We start from the raw sequence: 19,047 nt of genomic DNA, 5'->3' as shown, positions 1-19,047 counted from the left end.
CTAAGGAGCGGAAGATGGCGAGTCCTCGAAAATGCATTCGCATTTTCTTCGTGCGGTGCGAATTCAAGGAAGCTTATTCAATGTCCTGTGGGAAAGCGAGACAAGTGAGACCCCGCAGGTAGCGTAAGCGGACGGGGAGGCTCACTGCTCGCCCACGGAAAGTGCCATCTGGAGCGGCATATTCAGTAAATAGTATAGTTGAAGTGTAATCCGAATTATTGGATTGTATATTTAAATAACACTCGTGTTTTACGACTAGAATAGTATATATGAAATTGATTCAATTCAACTTAAAAATAGAAATATACATTTACTTAATAGGCGAACAATGCTATCAAGTGACCTTGCAATAGATCAAAGAATCCGGTCGAAATAGATTTATATTAATGGAAGACGAAGAGGTCCTCTATAAATCACAATCGAATGCATATAGAAAAAAGCCCTAGAGTGATTACTCTAGGGCTTTTTTTATCAAGTTATTTTCTAATTTTCATCTGAATCTTGATGGGAATCGTTTGTATGAGTCACAGAAGTATTTGAATTATTTTCGTAAACAATTTTACCACCTAGGTGTCCAGTAACCGCTATTGATGCTGCTCCAGAAATACTTAGGAGTACAATCAATACAGTAGCAAAACCACCTCTAAGAGCTTTACTTTGTAAAAAGTTCCATTTGAATATATTATGTCTGAAAAGAATTTTGATAATCGCTAAAGCACTAAAAATAAACATTGAAATATCTGCAAAAGTCTCATGAGGTCCTATTTTTCCTTCTACAGCATCTCCCCATTTATTTTCAGCAAAATGTTCTGCTCCATCACCTGTAGCAAGTGTAGCAAACCCTGAAATTACCCCTAGAATAATTAGTAAAGTACCGAATTTGTTAAGTGATTCCTTTTTCATAACAACATTCACAATTTCGATAACTGCTGCTAATATTAATAAAGCAATTGGAAAATGAACGATTAATGGATGTAATGGCATATAATTTATGCTCCTCTCTTTCTTTCTGGTTTCATCCTACATATTGAAACTGAAAAAGCTCTGAAATTCTCAATTTTTTTAAGAATTATCTTATTTATTATGTACATTTAAATTGAGGAATATCCAAGCATGTTTTGATAGATTATAACACAAATTTTTAGAGCCAACTCGGTGCAACAGGATGTTAGTCACGAAGTCGTAGCCACCGGACGTGGCATTCTTAGACTCCGTTCCTTAATAGCTCTCTAGGGTCTCGTCTAGTCCTTATTCCCATAGAAGTATCCGCTAATTCTACTAAACCTAAGATGGCTTCAGAAGATTTTTATCATAAAAAACTACCTCTTTTTACTTTTTCAGTGTCCTCAAATTGTGTGCTGCTGGGACTTGCACGTAGCGCGTATCGGTAGATTTATCTATTTTTAATAGAGTAAACTGGATAATTAACACTAATAGAAAATATTTGAAGGAGGAATTTTTGTATAATTGAAAAGCTCATATTTCACTATATCACCTTTATACCTAAACTAGTCATGTTACTCCAAATAAGGATATAACAAAATTTGGCTAGTTAGTACATTTCAAATAACTCGATTGATTATAGAAAAATATTATAGAAGGAAGGATTAGAGATGTAACAAAGGAATTAATTCCTACACATATCTTGCAAGAATTGATCCTTGTGGGGGCTTTAGAAGGAATAGGATTTTCACCTGAAGTAGGATATATAATCGCTTAAGCAAAAACAGGAGAAGCACCAAATTCTTAAGTACGTAAATTCAAACGAAAAAACTCATCATATTGAGATTTTCTATTTATATAATGGTTAAGTGATTTGATTTCTAGTTTTTCATTTTCACTTCTCTTAGCTTGAGCTTGCTATTCCAAAGAAATTACTTCTTCCATTAAGTAGTTAATTTCATCCTTTATATATTGATCAAATTCGTTTAATTTCTCTCCATTTTGTATTTTATTTAATAGGGTTTGAATAAATTTAATATTTTCTTTATCATTTATTTCATTTTTTAGTAATGTATCTAAAAATTTGACAAATAGTGAATTTTCTTTTGCACGCAACTCTTCAGTGATTGAAATGCCCTTGTCTTTTTCTAATTCAAAGGGTCTTGTTTCATAAGGAATAGGGTTCAAATTTTCTAACCCTTTCACTTCATTTGGGTCTCCTACTAATAAGACACCGTTTTTTCCAATGTGTATTTCAAACTCACCTATAATTTTGTTTTTTGTATCGTTAGAAAGTAAAAGAGCTTGTTCTTTTCTATAATCTAAAGAATTAAAAAAGTTAATGACTGTAGGATGAACATTTAGCTCTATTTCAACTGTAATTTCATCTTCAAAGTCTATTAAACGTAATGTTCCTTTTTGAATAGGAATTTCTGTTTCTCTTATAAATACTTTATTAATATTCATTGTAAATCCTCACCTTTGTCTATTTGATATAGAAAACAGACTTAACATATTCTTTAACCAAAAAAATTGATGATCACTTACTTAATCCTAACATCCACCAGTATCTTTTAGAATCAAAACTGAATGCTTATTTTGGATTATTAGATTTATGAAAAAGTATTTGAATGATCCAAAAAGCTTTTTTCGTAATTTGCACTCTATATTTTTTATAAATCACAATCATTACTATCATTAGTAATGCAATACTACCTCCACTGATGAGATAGGGTTTGATGATGGAACTGAAGGTTTTCCATTTCGGCCCCAAAAGTTCTCCTGTACAAATAAAAACAGATACCCATATCAATGCACCACTATAAGCAAGCATTGCAAACTTTATAAATGGAAGTCTTGTAATTCCTGAAAAATACCCTGTCACATGTCTAATACCAGGGAGAAAATAAGCGATTACTAATAATTTTTTTCCATACTTTCCGAACCATACGGATGTTTTTTTTACTCGTGCTGGTCTTAACAAAAGGAATTTTCCGTATTTAACTAAAAAGGGTGTTCCAAGTTTATAACCAATCCAATACGAAATTGTAACGCCGATTGATACACCCAACCAGGCCATTAGAATGCTAAGAATCCAGTTTAACTGACCTTGATATACAAGAAATCCACAGTAGCTCAATATGACTTCACCTGGTAAAGGAAAAGCAATCATTTCAAGTATGAGTGAAACGAGTAGTACTAGATATCCGTACTGATTAAAATAGGCTATGATATCTCCCAAGGTGAATCCTCCTCTAAACCTCTTATACCCTAGCCACTTGTAAATGTATTGAAGGTTCAACCTTATATAATGGAATGCTTGTTGATTTTTTGTCTAAAATCCAATTTACCACATCGACCATTTGTTCAGGTGTTTCCAATTGTAATCCTTTTTGAAAAAGGTCAATTGATTGTTCCCATTGTTTCATTTTTCTAGTGTCCTTTAAAATTTTGTTTAATTGACTTTCCAATGAAACTGTTTGGTTAAGTTCAAACACAAGCTGCTGTTTTTTTAAGTAGGTCATATTAATTTCTTCTTGACCAGGTAAATAGGCATGAACGAAAATTGGAAGCCTTTTTTTCAATACTTCACTAATCGTAACGCCACCTGGTTTTGTAATAATCGCATCTACTTCATCATAAATTTGATTCATTTCTGTTCTTGATGAAATATAAGGTAAAGGATTGATATGATCTAAATCCCAAGAAAGAATCTCATCATATAATTTTTGATTATTGCCACAAAGTACAGTGAAATTAAATTGTTTTGAATTCTTCATTTCTGAAGATAATTTTAATATACCGCCTAGACCACTATTTCCTCCAGCTACTAAAATTTGTGGCTTTTCTCTAGTAAAGTTTCGATGTGTCGTTTTTAGTATTTCCTCATGAGTTGGAATACCTGTAACAATAATTTTTTCACTAGGTATTTTGTACACTTCCATTAAATTTCGCTTTACTTCTAGGCTTGGAACAAAGTGGAAATCTATTCCTTCTTTTGCCCAAACATTATTGATAAAAAAGTCTGTATAAACGTTGATAACAGGTACATTACATTTTCCTTGCATTTTTAGTTGACTTAAAAGATAAGATGGAAATCCATGTGTACAAACTATTGCATCTGGTTTTTCTTCGTCTATTAATTGCTCCATTTTCTTTATAAATATTCCTTGATAAATTTTATAAGAATTTTTAGTTTGTTTTTGTGAATAGAAATGTTTTTTGTAAACTACGTTATAAGTTGCTGGAGCAAATCTTATCCATTTTAAGTAACTACGTGAAATAATTTTTTCTAATGATTTATTTGTATAACTCATCAAATCAATTTTTTTTAATTCAATATCGTCAATTCGATTTTTTATCATATCCATTATTGCGTCTGCAACTTGATGATGACCAGATTGCATACGTAAAAGTGGAAAGAATAGAATCTTTTTCACTTTCATTAACTCCTTTTCACTAAGAAAAGATTCCTAGTTGTTAAATTAAAAATACAACTTAAACTTAACAATTAGAGAATACCACTCTTTTTGTAAAAATCTTCTCTTTTAATTTATTTTTAATGTAACTTTCAGCGAGTATTTAATTGCATGGATCCTGGAAATAGTTTATTTATTTCTATAAAATAACAGCTGAAGAAAATCAATCTTCAATAAAAAAGACGTTCATTGCATAATTAGGTTACTTGATGAACGTCTTTTTGTGTTAAATATAATTATTTTTTTTGGAAATTATTGCTTTAATAAATAGATACATTAAAAATAATATGAATAATCCAACGCCAAAATAAGGTACATATTTGGGGTTAATATAAATAGCTTCAGCCGTAAAGTATCCTACTAATATAAATGGAATTGTCCAAAGAATACTGCCTAATAAAGAAAATAGAAAAAAACGAAGAAATGGGATTTTGGCAATCCCTGCAAAGTAAGGACTCAATTGACGAATTCCTGGTAAATAAAAACCGAAAGTAATCGTTTTGTAAGCATTCTTCCTATACTTATTTTCTATATTGATCCACCTTTCGTTTGTAAGACCAATATATTTACCAAATTTACTTACAAAAGGTTTACCTAAATACTTTCCACAAGTATACGCAGTAAGCATTCCTACAAAAGCTCCTAGTTCTGATAACACAATAGTTGGTCCCATTGATAGCTGATGATGACTAATTAATATACCTGTTAAAAAAAGTAGGGATTCTTCTGGTGCTGGTATTCCAACAATCCCAAAGAATAAACAGATAAAAAGTATTATATAACCATAAGAACCAATATATTGCGTAATTGTATCTATACTCATAACACCCTCTATTCTTTTAGCTCTTTTAATGTAATAAATCGTACATTTTTTTCTTTACATTCTTTAAGGAAAATCTCTAAATTTCGAATCATGTATTTCGGTGCTTCCTCTTCAGCCCCTAAAGTATCCCCATTATCATGTAACACAAAAATGGCTTCTTCTTTTACTGAATTTCTTAATTCATTTAACAGACCATGTTTTGCCTTTTCCACTTTCCAATCTCCAAAGATATTTGACCACATTATTTTATTGTATTTTTTACTTACTGCTAATGTGAAAAGATTAAAATGGCCCCATGGCGGTCTATAAAACGAAACTTTTTCACCTGTACATTCAGTAATGGCCTTTTCTGTCATTTGCAATTGTTTTTTTAATCGAAATGGAGACATAATCCAACTTGAAACATGATCAAAATGATGAATACCTATTGTATGTCCCTCTTTAGCCATTCGCTTAACTATTTCTGGATTCTTTAGAACATTACTACCTACAACAAAAAAAGTAGCTTTTACATCATATTTTTTTAACACATCAAGCAATTGAGGCGTATATATATCATTTGGACCATCATCAAAAGTTATAGCCATTCCCTTTGCTTGTATTCTTTTTTTAATTCCATGCTCTGATACACGAATAAGTACAGTAGGTAATGGACCATAGCAAATAAATAACACTAATACCATTACACCACAAATTAATAAATATATCACTTAAATCACAGCTCTTTTCAATAGATTTTTTCTGACATAAAAGTCAATCTTTTGGCAAGAATAATTCTACCTCCGTTCCTACTCCTTCAGTGCTATTTACTTTTATTTCACCATTATGCTGTTTCATAATGTTTTTTGCGATAGATAATCCAAGTCCTGTTCCACCTGTTTCTCTATTTCTTGCCTTATCAACTCGATAAAATCGCTCAAAAACATTATTTATTTCTTCCTTAGGGATACCGATTCCATAGTCCTTTACACGAATAATCGTACCATTTTTTTGGTTTTCTAGATAAATATCAATTTGATCTGAACTATATTTGATTGCATTATCGAGTAGGATAATAATTACCTGTTTTAACTTTAATTCATCTGCTATAACCGTAATTGTCTTCTCTTTATAATGTAATAGTAAATCCCTCTTATAAGTGCTATGAAGCTGCTTGACTATTTCTTTACATAAGGCAACTAAGTCTATTGATTTCTTTTCTAGTTCATTTTCTAAATCTGTATTAGCTAAATCCAAAAATCTCTCCGTCATTTGTTGTATTCTAGTAGCTTCTGAATGAATGACTTCGACTGCATCTAAGGCAACTTCTTTGTTTTGTATACCACGTCTTCTTAAAAAATCAGCATAACTTTTAATAACCGTAATTGGCGTTTTTAGTTCATGAGACGCATCCGAAATAAATTGCTGTTGTTTTTCTATATTGATATCTAAACGATCCATCATACGATTAAATGTAACAGCCATCTTTTGCAATTCGTCTTTAGGTTGCTGATCGATCACCATTCTTTTGGTTATACCACTTTGTTCAATTTCCTCCATGGTATCAATCATATTGGAGACCGGTCTAATGATGATATTTGATAACCATTTCCCACCAATTAGAGAAATAAGGGCTCCCATAATGGTACAAAAGATTAATATTGATAGTAAGACATCTTTTCCTAATTCTAATCCGACTAATCTTTCCCCAATTTCCAATGTTTCAATAACTTTACCATTGGATTCAATAGGTATTCTTACAACAAGAATTTGTTCTTCTCTTTGTGCTAAATGCACTAAATATCGATCAGAAATTGTTTTTCTAGAAAATCTCGCTTTAATTTTATTGGCTAACTCTTTATTATTCGTTACTTGATGAATGATTTTAGAATGGTCATCAAGTATTCGAATAAATGATCCGTGTGTTAAATACTTGGATAATTTTTTTTCAATAACAGCGTCTGTATCACCATGATTAATATCTTCTAAGATTGCACTCGCATTTTGAAGCACTACTTTTTTTTCTACATTGACAGTTACTGTCATGAAAGAATAAAAAACAACTATATTAACGATTACTAGAACACAAATGATCCATATTGTTGTGATTAAATTGATTTTAGTATTAATTTTCATTTGTTAACTCTCCCTTACAATATACCCCACTCCCCTAACTGTCTCAATGATTGCATTACTTTCAAATCCTTCATCTATTTTTTTTCTTAAATGCCAAATGTACACATCAATTACATTTGTATCACCTTCATAGTCATAATCCCATACGTCTTTAATAATGTTTTCCCTTGTTACAATTTTATTTTTATGAGAGATTAGATAAACCAATAAGTCAAATTCTTTCGGGGTTAATGTTATGGAATTGTTTCCTCTGGTTACTTCTCTCGTGTCATGATTTACCGTTAAATCTTTAACCGATATGATGGATTCGTTATTATTTACATTGGAGATAATTGCATTTTGACGAAGACAAGAACGAACTCTAGCTAGTAACTCCTCTATTTCAAATGGTTTTGTGATATAATCATTCGCTCCAAGATCTAATCCAGTTACTTTATCCATTGTCATATTACGAGCTGTCAGTAGAATAATCGGCATCATTTCATTTTCTTTTCGTATTCTTCTTAATACCTCAATTCCATTCATCTCAGGCAACATAATATCCAATAATACCAAATCAATTTTCCCAGTAAGAGCTACTTCCAATCCAAATTTACCGTTATTCGCGACTACTACTTCATACCCTTCATATTCAAGTTCTAATTTCAATATTTTAGCAATTTGCAGTTCATCCTCAACTACCAAAATTCTATTTACCATATATAACTACCTCTTCCTACTTAAATAATGGTATCTAAATAAAGCCAACGTCGTTCACATATATGAAAATACATTGGATTTTTGAATGATTTATTGTCAATACAACAGCTGTTACAGATTACATCAAACTTATTTTTTCCCATTTTAATTTAGCATTATTTTCTCCTGAAAACCAATTTTTAATGGAACTTTAATTATTATTGTAATGGATTTTAAAAGGGGTTCTGTTAAAGAAAAGAAAACTTTTAATTTCTTAGGTGAGCTAAAAGCAAACGCTTACCAAAGACAAATAACAAGTCTATGAAAGAAGAAGTTCTCTCTTTGATTGCTTTGCCCACAAGATCCCCCTCTTTCGGGCACACTTAAAATGATTCAAAATTAATCTTGATGTTAGAGTACTATAGTCTCATGAATAAAAAAAAGAAGAGTAAATGCCCAATTGGGATTTACCCTCTGCTTCTTCTCGTTCTTACTGTTGGAGTTGTTTTTTTGCTGTATTCCCCGTAAACTCTGAAGCTACCTGCAATTATGACAATACTTCCTGTTACAATATAGAATATTTGTATAAAATGGTTTGAACTATCCGTTCCAATAAAGACACCATGTAAGAAAGACATAGCCCATGCAGGTAGAACTAAAAAGTGAATAGATTTCCAAACTTTTCTATTCATCACACTGATCAAAACATCAGATGTAAATATAACAACTAAAAAAATATATAAACTGATTGTACCAAGTGCTGATAAAAGGGGTTTATACTGTGCACTGAAAGGTACTAAAATCTCTTTTACTTGATATGGTTGGTATTGGTCTATTAATAGTAACAAGATATGTACCATCAATGCCAAAAACCCCACCCAGCCAGCGTTTAGGTGTAAATGAAATAGTAAGTTTTTCTGTTTTTTAATCGATGATGTTTTGCGAAGTAAACCAAAAATAACAGAAATCGTAAAATAAAAATATGCAAGAAAACCGCAAAGTCGGATCCATTCCCAAGTATTAAACATGTTTTCCATCTCCTGTTTTAATCCATTTAGTCGCTTCATCTTTATTGACAATAAAACGAGCTACAAGCCAACCACTCTTTTCAAACCATTGGTTTAGCTGTTGTTCATCCATTAAAAAGCATAACTTGGCTCCCACTTCAGATTGATATAAGCTATTCGTAACAACTGTCGCTTGTAATACATTTGTTTCAGCTACTTTACCTGTTTGACCATTAAGAATATGATGTTTCTCTTCATTTTGATAAACCCAGCTTCTATAAACTCTACTTGAAGTAGCAATTGCACCGTTTTTAATTTTAATTCTCCCGATGTTTTCTCCATTAAAAGGATCAGCTATACCAATAGTCCATTCTTTTTCTCCATTTGACCATAGTGTCATATCCCCTCCACCATCTACAATTCCATATGGGAATCCTTGATCTTGTAACCATTTTTTTATATGTTCTACTGCATATCCTTTTGCAAATCCGCCTAAATCAATTTGCTGATTAGCAGTCTTTACAATTTCGTGGTTTTCTAAAAAATGGATTGGATTTTTAACGATTTGATTTAGATTTTCTTCATCTTGACTTTCTCCTTTACCTTTTTTAAAAGGAAAGGATTGAACATATCCTTGGTTTTCAATTTGGTTTTTTAAATAAGGGGAAAAAAGTCCGTCTGTTTGCTCATAATACTCATTTGCCTTTTTTAAACAGTCATATAGCAAAGAGTTTATTTTCAACTTTTTCCCTACAGAAAGTTGATTAATTTGATCTAATTCATTATTTGGGATAAATCGTGACCATTCATTTGCTACATAGCTTAACCAGTTCGTAACTCTCTCTTTCCAATTATCAGAAGATGAGGGCACTTCTACATAAAATTCAGTATTCATCATGTGAAGTGTAAGAGATTCCATTTGTTTCACCTCTATGATCGTTGTGTCATGCGATCAGTACCTTGATTTGTAAATTGTGATGACTCGGTTGGTTGTGCTTGTTGTGTTGACTGTTTTGACTTTGTTGATTGTGTTGATTCTGTTGGTGCTTTCGTTACTTTAAAATTAGTCCAATCCAACTGTAATAACTCTTTTTCATTATTATTAGAATTAGTTTGGTAAACTGCTGTTTGTTTACTAGTTGTATGCTGATTATTTGTATTTGAAGTTCCAGTTCCATTCATTTGAGTTAATAATAATGCTGATAAAAAAACTGCGGATGAGCCAACTAACCACTTTGCCTTTTTTGGATCTTTCATAGTTAACATCCCTCTCTATTTTTTTCAAATTAAAGTACTTGACATAAAAATTGTTGTGTTCCTTGTTGCCAATCGATTGAGTAACCTAAAGAATTTAAAATTACACTTACAGGAACATAGATATCATGTTTGTACTCAAATGTTTTCGCAGGAATTGGCGTTTTCGTAAGGTTTTCGTATACAACATTTGTATTTGCTCGGAAGATAAGCTGATTCCCATTCACATTCGTATCAATAATTTTTGAGTTTTTGTAATATGTTGATTGTCCTCCTAGAAGTTTTGTTAACTTACCTGCTGGAACAAATAGTTCACCTTTTTTGGGGACAACATATAATTTAAATGTATTATTATCAATGTTAAAAGTAGCTATCTTAGCTTCTTTAAAAGGTAATGTACTGTTTGTATGATCAGTTATTGATCGTGTCCATATATTCCATTGACCTTGTTCAACTGTATTCAATTTGTCTTCTGCATTTTGATAATTTTCTTCGTAATATTTATCTTCGTCGTCATGATCATGTTCATATTCTTCGTCAAAATGTTCATTTTTTTCGTGATGCTCATAGCCGTCATCATCATCTGCATGTGCAATATACTGTCCACCTAACAAACTAAAAATCATGATTGGTGTAATCATCCATAAACTTTTTTTCACTTTTATCCGCTCCCTTCAAATATAGTCTATCTACCAGACATGAAATGAATCTGAAGAATTAAAGAAATAAAAGAAAAAGTTTTTGTATATTTACTTTTTCTTTAACTACTTCATGTGAATCAATTTCATAATCCAAAAATTTGATATAAAACACGCACATTAAATATGGGTGTTGTGCCGGCTATATCTAAGAAGCGAAAGATTGTGAGTCCTCGAAAATGTATTCACATTTTCTTCGTGCGGTGCTAAGTTGAGAATTCAATGTCTTGCGAGAAAAATTTTTAATTTAAAAAGACTAAATCCTGTTTTAAACAGGATTTAGTCTTTTTTTAAAATTGGTAGAGAAATGATAAATTTAGTACCTTGACCAAATTCACTCTCTACTGAAATATGTCCTTGATGATGGGATACAATTGCTTGTGCAATGGATAATCCTAAGCCAGTACCCTTTTTTTGTCGATTTTTTGTTACTTGATAAAAGCGATCAAAAACATGTGGTAAATCATGCTGTGTAATTCCAATTCCCGTATCTTCTACAATAAGTTTAATGTAGTTGTTCATACTTGTAAGCGATACACTAATAAAACCTTTTTCCGTAAATTTAGCTGCATTTTCAAGCAAGATATAAAGCAGTTCCCTGATACTTGTTTCATCACCTACAAAGTGAATATTATTATCTATTTGTATTTTCAATTGTATGGAATCGGGTAAAGTTCGTTCAAAGGCTTTCGTTATATTATTTACTAACTCAGACAATGCGATATTCTCTTTTGTAGTTGTTAACTTATTTTGATCAAAGCGTGCTAAAAATAGCAGACCTTCTAGTAATGCTTCCATATGTTGAGTTTCCTTTTTTAAATCGATTAATACTTCTTGTCCGAAAGCACTAAATCGATTTTCATCGTCATTTTCTAATACTTCAAGAGAACTATAGAAAACGCTTAAAGGCGTACGCAATTCGTGAGAGGCATCGGAGACAAATTTTCGTTGTCGTTCAAAAGTTTTTTTAATTGGCACCATTGCTTTACCAGCAAGATAGTGACTCAAAAATGCAATACATAAAGTTCCGATTACTATTAATATGATAAACGCATACATTACCCTTTCTAATAGATGATGCATTTTGGTAACGGACTGTCCAATAATCATATAATTACCATTATGCGAAATTGGCAATTGATATTTAATTAATAGTAAGTCTTCATCTTTCCATTCAACTGTTTGTGGATCTCCTGCTTTTACATCAAGCATTAAATGAGCAACATCTTTATAAAGTCCATAGAAAGATTCATCACCATGCACTAATTCGTTGTTTTTAGTAAATACATAGTAAAAATTGGCCCGATTAGCATCGTATTCTATTTTCCTTCCATCAATTATTTTGTCATCTTTGTTATGTTCTCTTTGAGGTTCATCATCTTTTTCTATATGATAACGTTCTTTACCAAAGAATAGCTGTAGTTCTTGTACCTGTTGTTGTTGCATAATTGTAGAAATTGAAATATAAAGAGTAGCCAGCAATAATAATACAAATAATAAGAAAAAGAATGCATATTGTATGGTGAGTTTTCGCTGAATTTTTCTAAACATTGGAATCTCTCAACTTATAGCCAATCCCTCTAACAGTTTGAATAATAGAAGGATGATCACCATCATCAATTTTTTTTCGTACTAATTTTACTAAAGCATCTAATGCGTTATTTGAAACATCTTCATTGTATCCCCAAATATGATTATAAATCTGTTCACGTGTTAATATACGCCCTTTATTGATGAATAGATATTCTAATAATAAAAATTCATTTTTCGTCAATTCAATTTCCATACTATCCCTATAAAACTTTCGAGCATCTACTTGTAATGTATAGGATTGAATTTGAATGACTTGTTCTAACGGCTTGTCCTTTCTACGTAAAATTGCACGGACTCTAGCTAACAGTACTTCCATTTTGAAAGGCTTTATAAGATAGTCATCCGCTCCATTATCGAGACCTAAAATAACATCTTGTGGGTCATCTTTAGCAGTTAACATCAAGATTCCACCGCCGTAGCCGTTTTTTCGTAACTTGCAGCACACTTCGATTCCATCCATTTCTGGCATCATCCAATCTAAGATGATCAAATCATATTCTTCAACTAGAGCATAATCTAATGCTTCTGCACCATTTTTAGCACAATCTACTTGATAGAGATCCTTCTTTAACATAAAATTAATATTCTTCAGTAAACGTAAATCATCTTCAGCAACAAGAATTTTCATTATTTCACCTTCTGTATTTACAATAGATATTTAAATTTTACTATTTAAAAATGAATTATACCTGAATTATCGGTGTGATTTATATAATTTTTCCCCACTCATATTAGAAACCTCTTTAGAATATCACGAAAAGGGTACTAGAAATTGTATATCCAAAAAAAATCTGCTCACTTTCCTCAAATTAACTACCTAGACGTTTTTAACCTTTTGTACGGTATGGGAGTTCGGCTAGTTAGTTTTTACGAAGAAGTGATGCAGATTTTTTGAATAGCCTCTCAATTAATCTTCATCGAAAATATTTTTCAAAAAGTATACTAATTTTAACAACTCTGTGAATAGGTTGATGAAGTCTAGATAGAGATTTAAAGCAACAAGTGGAACTTCATCATCACTAATATAATTATGGGCAATTTGATTCATATCATACAATGTATAACCTACAAATAAAAGTACACCGATTGCACTGATCACAACCATCACAAGATTACTAAAGCCTACAAATATTGTAATAATAGAGAAAATAAACACGCCGATTAATACGATGAATAAAAACTTACCCCAATTCCCTAAATTACGTTTTGTATTATAACCAATAAGACCCGCAACAATGAAAATAGCTGCTGTTGTACCGAAGATGATCAGCACTAAATTGCCACCTAAAGCCCCAATGTAAAAGTTTAATAAACTATATAATGTAATACCTGTCAAAAAAGCAAACACAATTGAAATCAATTTACTCGCTTTTCTTGCTGCACGACTAAACATAACAATAATCAGTAAAATAACAGTCGCGATACTGATTGGCAAAACAAGTGACGGTGGAACAAAAACTCCTGCAAATAACCCAACCGCAGTTACAGCCCACAATAAGGTAAAGAACCGAAGAACCTTCGGAAATTGTGATTCCATTCAAAATAACCTCTTCTCGAATAGTTGATTTACTATTATATACGATTTAAGTCCTCGAAAGTTTCACAAAATTTTTTTATCAACGAAGATATTTAGTATATCCAATACTCTTCCATTCATATCTATCATAATTTGAATATTAATGGTCATATATTAATATAAGTAAACTAAAGACAAACTATAAAAGGAGTATTCTATGAAGAAATTATCTTACCTTAAATACTTTATCGCACTAATTTTTATCATTCATTTGTTTGTAATTCAACAGCCAACAGCAAAAGCTAAAACAATCAGTGGAACAATAATCTATCCGACGTATCTTTATAAAAGTCCAACTTCAAAATCTACTAAAATTGCAAAGCTCCAAATGAATAATAAAATCCATCTTTATTCTATTAATTCGAAGGGTTGGGCAAAAGTTGAATTTGGAAAAAACACAGGATATATCTATAGTGTTAATTTACAACTCTTAAAAAAGCAAAAAACAAGCTATACCATGAATCCAAAAAAGGTTTATAAATACCATAATACAGGCGTTGCACTGATTTCATATCCCAGTGAATACGATTATATGTGGAGTAATAGCAAGACTTCTAGTCCTTTCTTAAAATATTATAATAAAAATTCATTTGTTTGGTATCAAGGTAAAAAACGTTTTCAATATGATCCAAAAGGTTATGATCAGCTACACATTATTGAAGAATCACATGGCATTAGTGTGTACTCTGCCTATGCAGATGGTTTGTTGTTACTGGAGTATCCTGTAATCAATAATAAGAAATACTATTTTATGGGACCAACACCTGTACAAATGAACATTTTAATAAAACCCTTCACAGTAAAGGCTGGAACTTTCAAAAATGTTGTCCGAGTGAATTATGGGACTATAAAAATGTATCTTGCACCAAAAGTAGGACTTATTAAAATAACAAAAGACGGAAGTCCGACAAGAGAACTTGTATCCTTAACAAATCGATAACGGAATTTTTCATACAAAAAACCTTCTTCTTAAATTGATATTAAGAAGAAGGTTTTTATCCCTTTAATTGTTTTTAAATGAAATAACGCCAATTATTTTGCAACAATGTTCACAAGTTTACCAGGTACGGCAATTACTTTTTTGATGTCTTTGCCCTCAATAAATTCTTTTACATGTTCATTTGCAAGTGCTGTTTTCTCTAGGTCTTCACGTGAAGCATCTTTAGAAATCATTAGTTTAGCACGTACTTTACCATTCACTTGAACAACCACTTCGATTTCGTCATCTACAAGTTTCGCAGGATCAAATGTTGGCCATTTTGCATAAGTAATTGTTTCAGTATGACCAAGTTTTTCCCAAAGTTCTTCTGCAACATGAGGAGCAATTGGGGCTAACATTTGAACAAACCCTTCAGCATATGCTGTTGGTACAACATCAGTTTTATAACAATCATTGATGAATACCATCATTTGAGATATAGATGTGTTGAAACGAATATGTTCGTTATTATCAGTCACTTTTTGCACAGTTTGGTGATACACTTTTTCTAAAGTTGTATCGTTTGATGGTTGAATTTTTTCAGATAGTTCGCCAGTCTCTTCATTGATGAATAGACGCCAAATACGATCTAAGAAACGACGTGCTCCGTCTAAACCATTTGTAGACCAAGGAATAGATGCTTCAAGAGGTCCCATAAACATTTCGTATAAACGAAGTGTATCTGCACCATGACTAGCTACGATATCATCCGGGTTTACAACATTGCCTTTTGATTTAGACATTTTTTCATTACCTTCACCTAAAATCATGCCTTGGTTGAATAGTTTTTGGAAAGGTTCTTTTGTTGGTACTACACCCAAATCATAAAGAACTTTATGCCAGAAACGAGCATATAGCAAGTGAAGAACTGCGTGTTCTTGACCACCAATATAGATATCAACTGGTAACCAACGTTTTAATAGTTCTGGATCTGCAATAGCCTCTTTGTTATGTGGATCGATATAACGTAAGAAGTACCAGCTTGAACCAGCCCATTGTGGCATTGTATTTGTTTCACGACGACCTTTTTTACCTGTTACAGGATCTACAACATTTACCCATTCCTCAATATTAGCAAGTGGTGATTCACCAGTCCCTGATGGTCGGATATCTGATGTTTTTGGTAGAACTAATGGAAGTTCTTCTTCTGGAACAGTTGTGATTGTACCATCTTCCCAGTGAATAACAGGAATTGGTTCACCCCAGTAACGTTGGCGAGAGAATAACCAGTCGCGAAGACGGTAAGAAACTTTCTTTTCTCCGACTTTGTTTTCTTCAAGCCATTCGATTGCTTTTTTAATACCTTCTGGTTTATTTAAACCGTTTAAGAAGTCAGAGTTGATGTGTGGACCATCTTCAGTGAAAGCTTCTTTTGTTACATCTCCACCTTCTAAAACAGGGATGATTGGTAAATTGAATTGTTTTGCAAATTCATAGTCACGTTCATCATGGGCTGGTACCGCCATGATTGCTCCAGTTCCATAGCTTGCTAATACATAGTCTGCAATCCAAATTGGAATTTCTCGACCATTAATTGGGTTAACTGCATAAGCACCTGTGAAAACACCTGTTTTCTCTTTTGCTAAATCTGTTCGTTCAAGATCAGATTTAACTTTTACTTTATCCAAGTATGCTTCTACTGCTTCACGTTGTTCATCAGTTGTAATTTCTTTTACTAAGGCATGTTCTGGAGCTAGTACTGTATAGGTTGCACCAAACAAAGTGTCTGGACGTGTAGTAAATACACGGAAATGTTTGTCAGTTCCTTTAATATTAAAGTCTACTTCAGCGCCTTCTGAACGACCAATCCAGTGTCGCTGCATATCTTTAATATTTTCTGGCCAATCTACTTCGTCTAAATCATCAATTAGGCGATCAGCATATGCAGTAATTTTCAACATCCATTGTTTCATCGGGCGACGTTCTACTGGATGACCACCACGTTCAGATTTACCATCAATTACTTCTTCGTTTGCTAGAACAGTACCAAGTGCTGGACACCAGTTAACTGCCACTTCGTCGATATAAGCTAAACCTTTTTTGTAAAGTTGGATGAAGATCCATTGAGTCCATTTATAGTATTCAGGATCTGTTGTATTGATTTCACGATCCCAATCATAACTAAAACCAAGTTCTTGGATTTGACGTTTAAATGTGCCGATATTCTTTTGAGTAAATTCTGCAGGGTCATTTCCTGTATCAAGTGCATATTGTTCAGCAGGAAGACCAAATGCATCCCATCCCATTGGGTGTAATACATTGTAACCTTGCATACGTTTAAAACGAGATAAAATATCTGTTGCAGTATATCCTTCTGGGTGTCCTACGTGAAGACCAGCACCAGATGGATACGGAAACATATCTAATGCATAAAATTTAGGTTTTGAATCGTCGTTTACTGTTTTGAATGTGTTATGTTCAGCCCAGTAAGATTGCCATTTTTTCTCAATTTCTTGATGATTAAAATTCACCATTACTCCTCCTTCATGTGTAAAACGAAGATACTTCTGTTTGCTACTAAAATGCGGGGTTCCGTGAAATATAAAAACTCCCGTCCCTTAAAAAGGGACGAGAGTATAAAATCTCCCGCGGTACCACCCAAATTAGTGTTAGCACTCAACTTGATTCCTTAACGCGGAAAACGACTTTGGCTATCATTCATTTCACCATTGTGACTCCCGGGCGAGTTCAATTTTCCGATTTACTAACTTTCACCAACCGTTAGCTCTCTACAAAATCAAGGTCAATTTACTATTCCCTTTCACAGTCATATCATATTGAGTATTATTCTAATCGAAGTAACGTAAATTGACAAGAGATTTAGTAAAATTGTGAAATTCTTGTGGGAAATTAGTACCTACATACTTTCCTTAGGTAAATCGTAATTCACAAGAAAGTTTATCTAGTACCACGAGTAATTTTAATGATTTTATCTGCATTCTCTATTTGAAATAATGTTTCTGAATTTTGCTTATTTATAAATGTAGCTGATTGATTGTGCAACCAAAATAAATAATTTTCCTTTTCAATCTGAATAGAATACTGAGGGGTAGTCACATCAACAATTCCATCCACTTTTTTAGCATTTCGTATGGCTTTTTCAATTGTTGAAATGTCTTTTAATTCTGAAATGACTAGCGTTGTATTGTTACTTATATCGGTTACTTTTATTTCTTTCGCAGAGTTAGAACAAGCTGCTACAAACAAAATGAACATTAATATAAATGTTAAAGAACCGATCTGTCTCTGCAATTTGCTCTCCTTCACGTTTTCTGTAAATCCATTATCAACTGTACTCCCGTATCACGCACTACATCTTCAACTTTATATCCATCCATTACTTCTTTTAATAGGAGGCCATTTTCGGTGACTTCAATTACTGCTTTTTCCGTAATAATTAAATCTACTACTGAAATACCAGTTAACGGTAAATCACACTTCTTTTTAATCTTCGGTGAGCCATCTTTTGCATTATGTTCCATGATAACAATTACCTTTTTTGCACCATGTACTAAATCCATTGCACCGCCCATTCCTTTAATCATCTTCCCTGGAATCATCCAATTGGCAAGGTCTCCTTTCTCAGAAACCTCCATTCCTCCTAGTATTGCTACATCAATATGTCCTCCTCGAATCATTGCAAATGATTCTGCACTATTAAAAAAGGCTGCTCCAGGTACTGTTGTTATAGTTTCTTTTCCCGCATTAATTAGGTCAGGATCAATATGGTCAGCTGAGGGATATGGACCAATCCCAAGTAAACCATTTTCAGATTGTAAAATAACATTTTTGTCTTCTATATAATTGGCTACAAGTGTAGGCATACCTATTCCAAGATTTACGTAATGTCCATTGTCTATTTCTTGCGAAGCTCTTTTAGCAATGATTTCGCGAATATTCATG

The 19,047-nt window shown here is 32.4% G+C and carries 19 protein-coding genes and 1 other annotated feature; of the genes, 1 reads left to right on the top strand and 18 read right to left on the bottom strand.

Going from position 1 to position 19,047, the window contains the following annotated elements; genetic code table 11:
• Positions 1–483: 483 nt before the first annotated feature.
• The 15 genes from CEF14_RS00455 to CEF14_RS00385 all read right to left on the bottom strand — a co-directional run bounded on the left by CEF14_RS00455 (position 484) and on the right by CEF14_RS00385 (position 14,126).
• Positions 484–984 carry a DUF2231 domain-containing protein gene (locus CEF14_RS00455; RefSeq protein WP_102691009.1) on the bottom strand — a complete coding sequence of 167 codons (501 nt, stop codon included), beginning with the start codon at positions 982–984 and terminating at the stop codon, positions 484–486.
• A gap of 876 nt (positions 985–1,860) precedes the next feature.
• Positions 1,861–2,409, bottom strand: coding sequence for a hypothetical protein (locus CEF14_RS00450; RefSeq protein ID WP_102691008.1), 549 nt, complete (start codon positions 2,407–2,409; stop codon positions 1,861–1,863).
• 127 nt (positions 2,410–2,536) lie between these two features.
• Positions 2,537–3,184: a DedA family protein gene (locus CEF14_RS00445; protein WP_211284544.1), complete on the bottom strand. Its 648-nt coding sequence runs from the start codon at positions 3,182–3,184 to the stop codon at positions 2,537–2,539.
• A 22-nt stretch (positions 3,185–3,206) separates the two neighbouring features.
• On the bottom strand, positions 3,207–4,382 hold the full coding sequence (locus tag CEF14_RS00440; protein ID WP_102691007.1) for an MGDG synthase family glycosyltransferase: 1,176 nt from the start codon (positions 4,380–4,382) through the stop codon (positions 3,207–3,209).
• A gap of 265 nt (positions 4,383–4,647) precedes the next feature.
• On the bottom strand, positions 4,648–5,244 hold the full coding sequence (locus CEF14_RS00435; RefSeq protein ID WP_102691006.1) for a DedA family protein: 597 nt from the start codon (positions 5,242–5,244) through the stop codon (positions 4,648–4,650).
• Positions 5,245–5,252: 8 nt separating this feature from the next.
• Complete coding sequence (locus tag CEF14_RS00430) at positions 5,253–5,954, bottom strand: polysaccharide deacetylase family protein (protein WP_245890017.1); 702 nt, start codon at positions 5,952–5,954, stop codon at positions 5,253–5,255.
• A 43-nt stretch (positions 5,955–5,997) separates the two neighbouring features.
• Positions 5,998–7,359: a sensor histidine kinase gene (locus tag CEF14_RS00425; RefSeq protein WP_102691005.1), complete on the bottom strand. Its 1,362-nt coding sequence runs from the start codon at positions 7,357–7,359 to the stop codon at positions 5,998–6,000.
• Positions 7,360–7,362: 3 nt separating this feature from the next.
• A complete protein-coding gene (locus CEF14_RS00420; RefSeq protein ID WP_102691004.1) occupies positions 7,363–8,058 on the bottom strand; it encodes a response regulator transcription factor in 696 nt (231 codons plus the stop codon).
• A 446-nt stretch (positions 8,059–8,504) separates the two neighbouring features.
• Positions 8,505–9,065, bottom strand: a complete 561-nt coding sequence (locus CEF14_RS00415; RefSeq protein ID WP_102691003.1) for a ferric reductase-like transmembrane domain-containing protein — start codon at positions 9,063–9,065, stop codon at positions 8,505–8,507.
• Entirely contained in the window at positions 9,058–9,963 is a 906-nt protein-coding gene (locus CEF14_RS00410; RefSeq protein ID WP_245890016.1) for an FAD:protein FMN transferase, read from the bottom strand. The genes CEF14_RS00415 and CEF14_RS00410 overlap by 8 nt, the downstream gene beginning before the upstream one ends.
• Positions 9,964–9,974: 11 nt before the next feature.
• The gene (locus tag CEF14_RS19140) at positions 9,975–10,301 is read right to left on the bottom strand and encodes a hypothetical protein (RefSeq protein WP_211284543.1); all 327 of its coding nucleotides are present in this window, start codon (positions 10,299–10,301) and stop codon (positions 9,975–9,977) included.
• 29 nt (positions 10,302–10,330) lie between these two features.
• Entirely contained in the window at positions 10,331–10,957 is a 627-nt protein-coding gene (locus CEF14_RS00400) for a stalk domain-containing protein (RefSeq protein WP_102691001.1), read from the bottom strand.
• A gap of 318 nt (positions 10,958–11,275) precedes the next feature.
• Positions 11,276–12,547, bottom strand: coding sequence for a sensor histidine kinase (locus CEF14_RS00395; RefSeq protein WP_102691000.1), 1,272 nt, complete (start codon positions 12,545–12,547; stop codon positions 11,276–11,278).
• Positions 12,540–13,217: a response regulator transcription factor gene (locus CEF14_RS00390; RefSeq protein WP_102690999.1), complete on the bottom strand. Its 678-nt coding sequence runs from the start codon at positions 13,215–13,217 to the stop codon at positions 12,540–12,542. The genes CEF14_RS00395 and CEF14_RS00390 overlap by 8 nt, the downstream gene beginning before the upstream one ends.
• A 279-nt stretch (positions 13,218–13,496) precedes the next feature.
• The gene (locus CEF14_RS00385) at positions 13,497–14,126 is read right to left on the bottom strand and encodes a Bax inhibitor-1/YccA family protein (protein WP_102690998.1); all 630 of its coding nucleotides are present in this window, start codon (positions 14,124–14,126) and stop codon (positions 13,497–13,499) included.
• A gap of 196 nt (positions 14,127–14,322) precedes the next feature.
• On the opposite strand from CEF14_RS00385, the gene CEF14_RS00380 reads away from it, so the two are divergent.
• A complete protein-coding gene (locus CEF14_RS00380; protein ID WP_102690997.1) occupies positions 14,323–15,105 on the top strand; it encodes an SH3 domain-containing protein in 783 nt (260 codons plus the stop codon).
• 92 nt (positions 15,106–15,197) lie between these two features.
• Here CEF14_RS00380 and leuS read toward each other — a convergent pair whose 3' ends face one another.
• The 3 genes from leuS to CEF14_RS00365 form a co-directional block, all read right to left on the bottom strand.
• Positions 15,198–17,615, bottom strand: a complete 2,418-nt coding sequence (gene leuS / locus CEF14_RS00375) for a leucine--tRNA ligase (protein ID WP_102690996.1) — start codon at positions 17,613–17,615, stop codon at positions 15,198–15,200.
• Positions 17,616–17,705: 90 nt separating this feature from the next.
• Positions 17,706–17,918: a binding site (T-box leader), on the bottom strand.
• Between the two features lie 124 nt (positions 17,919–18,042).
• Entirely contained in the window at positions 18,043–18,396 is a 354-nt protein-coding gene (locus CEF14_RS00370; protein WP_102690995.1) for a hypothetical protein, read from the bottom strand.
• Between the two features lie 11 nt (positions 18,397–18,407).
• Positions 18,408–19,046, bottom strand: coding sequence for a 3-oxoacid CoA-transferase subunit B (locus tag CEF14_RS00365; protein ID WP_102690994.1), 639 nt, complete (start codon positions 19,044–19,046; stop codon positions 18,408–18,410).
• Between the last annotated feature and the right edge of the window lies 1 nt (position 19,047).

Origin of the sequence: Rummeliibacillus pycnus (assembly GCF_002884495.1) — a bacterium.
In the GTDB taxonomy this organism is placed as follows: domain Bacteria; phylum Bacillota; class Bacilli; order Bacillales_A; family Planococcaceae; genus Rummeliibacillus; species Rummeliibacillus pycnus.
Note: the sequence above shows the minus strand (reverse complement) of the source record. Positions and strands in the feature narration are given on the sequence as shown.

Bases quoted from the DNA above. Each gene is read 5' to 3' on its own strand.
- CEF14_RS00410 (WP_245890016.1), bottom strand. From the start codon at position 9,963: ATGGAATCTCTTACACTTCACATGATGAATACTGAATTTTATGTAGAA.
- CEF14_RS00395 (WP_102691000.1), bottom strand. From the start codon at position 12,547: ATGTTTAGAAAAATTCAGCGAAAACTCACCATACAATATGCATTCTTT.
- CEF14_RS00385 (WP_102690998.1), bottom strand. From the start codon at position 14,126: ATGGAATCACAATTTCCGAAGGTTCTTCGGTTCTTTACCTTATTGTGG.
- CEF14_RS19140 (WP_211284543.1), bottom strand. From the start codon at position 10,301: ATGAAAGATCCAAAAAAGGCAAAGTGGTTAGTTGGCTCATCCGCAGTT.
- CEF14_RS00380 (WP_102690997.1), top strand. From the start codon at position 14,323: ATGAAGAAATTATCTTACCTTAAATACTTTATCGCACTAATTTTTATC.
- CEF14_RS00425 (WP_102691005.1), bottom strand. From the start codon at position 7,359: ATGAAAATTAATACTAAAATCAATTTAATCACAACAATATGGATCATT.
- CEF14_RS00420 (WP_102691004.1), bottom strand. From the start codon at position 8,058: ATGGTAAATAGAATTTTGGTAGTTGAGGATGAACTGCAAATTGCTAAA.
- CEF14_RS00450 (WP_102691008.1), bottom strand. From the start codon at position 2,409: ATGAATATTAATAAAGTATTTATAAGAGAAACAGAAATTCCTATTCAA.
- CEF14_RS00390 (WP_102690999.1), bottom strand. From the start codon at position 13,217: ATGAAAATTCTTGTTGCTGAAGATGATTTACGTTTACTGAAGAATATT.
- CEF14_RS00415 (WP_102691003.1), bottom strand. From the start codon at position 9,065: ATGTTTAATACTTGGGAATGGATCCGACTTTGCGGTTTTCTTGCATAT.
- CEF14_RS00455 (WP_102691009.1), bottom strand. From the start codon at position 984: ATGCCATTACATCCATTAATCGTTCATTTTCCAATTGCTTTATTAATA.
- CEF14_RS00435 (WP_102691006.1), bottom strand. From the start codon at position 5,244: ATGAGTATAGATACAATTACGCAATATATTGGTTCTTATGGTTATATA.
- CEF14_RS00365 (WP_102690994.1), bottom strand. From the start codon at position 19,046: ATGAATATTCGCGAAATCATTGCTAAAAGAGCTTCGCAAGAAATAGAC.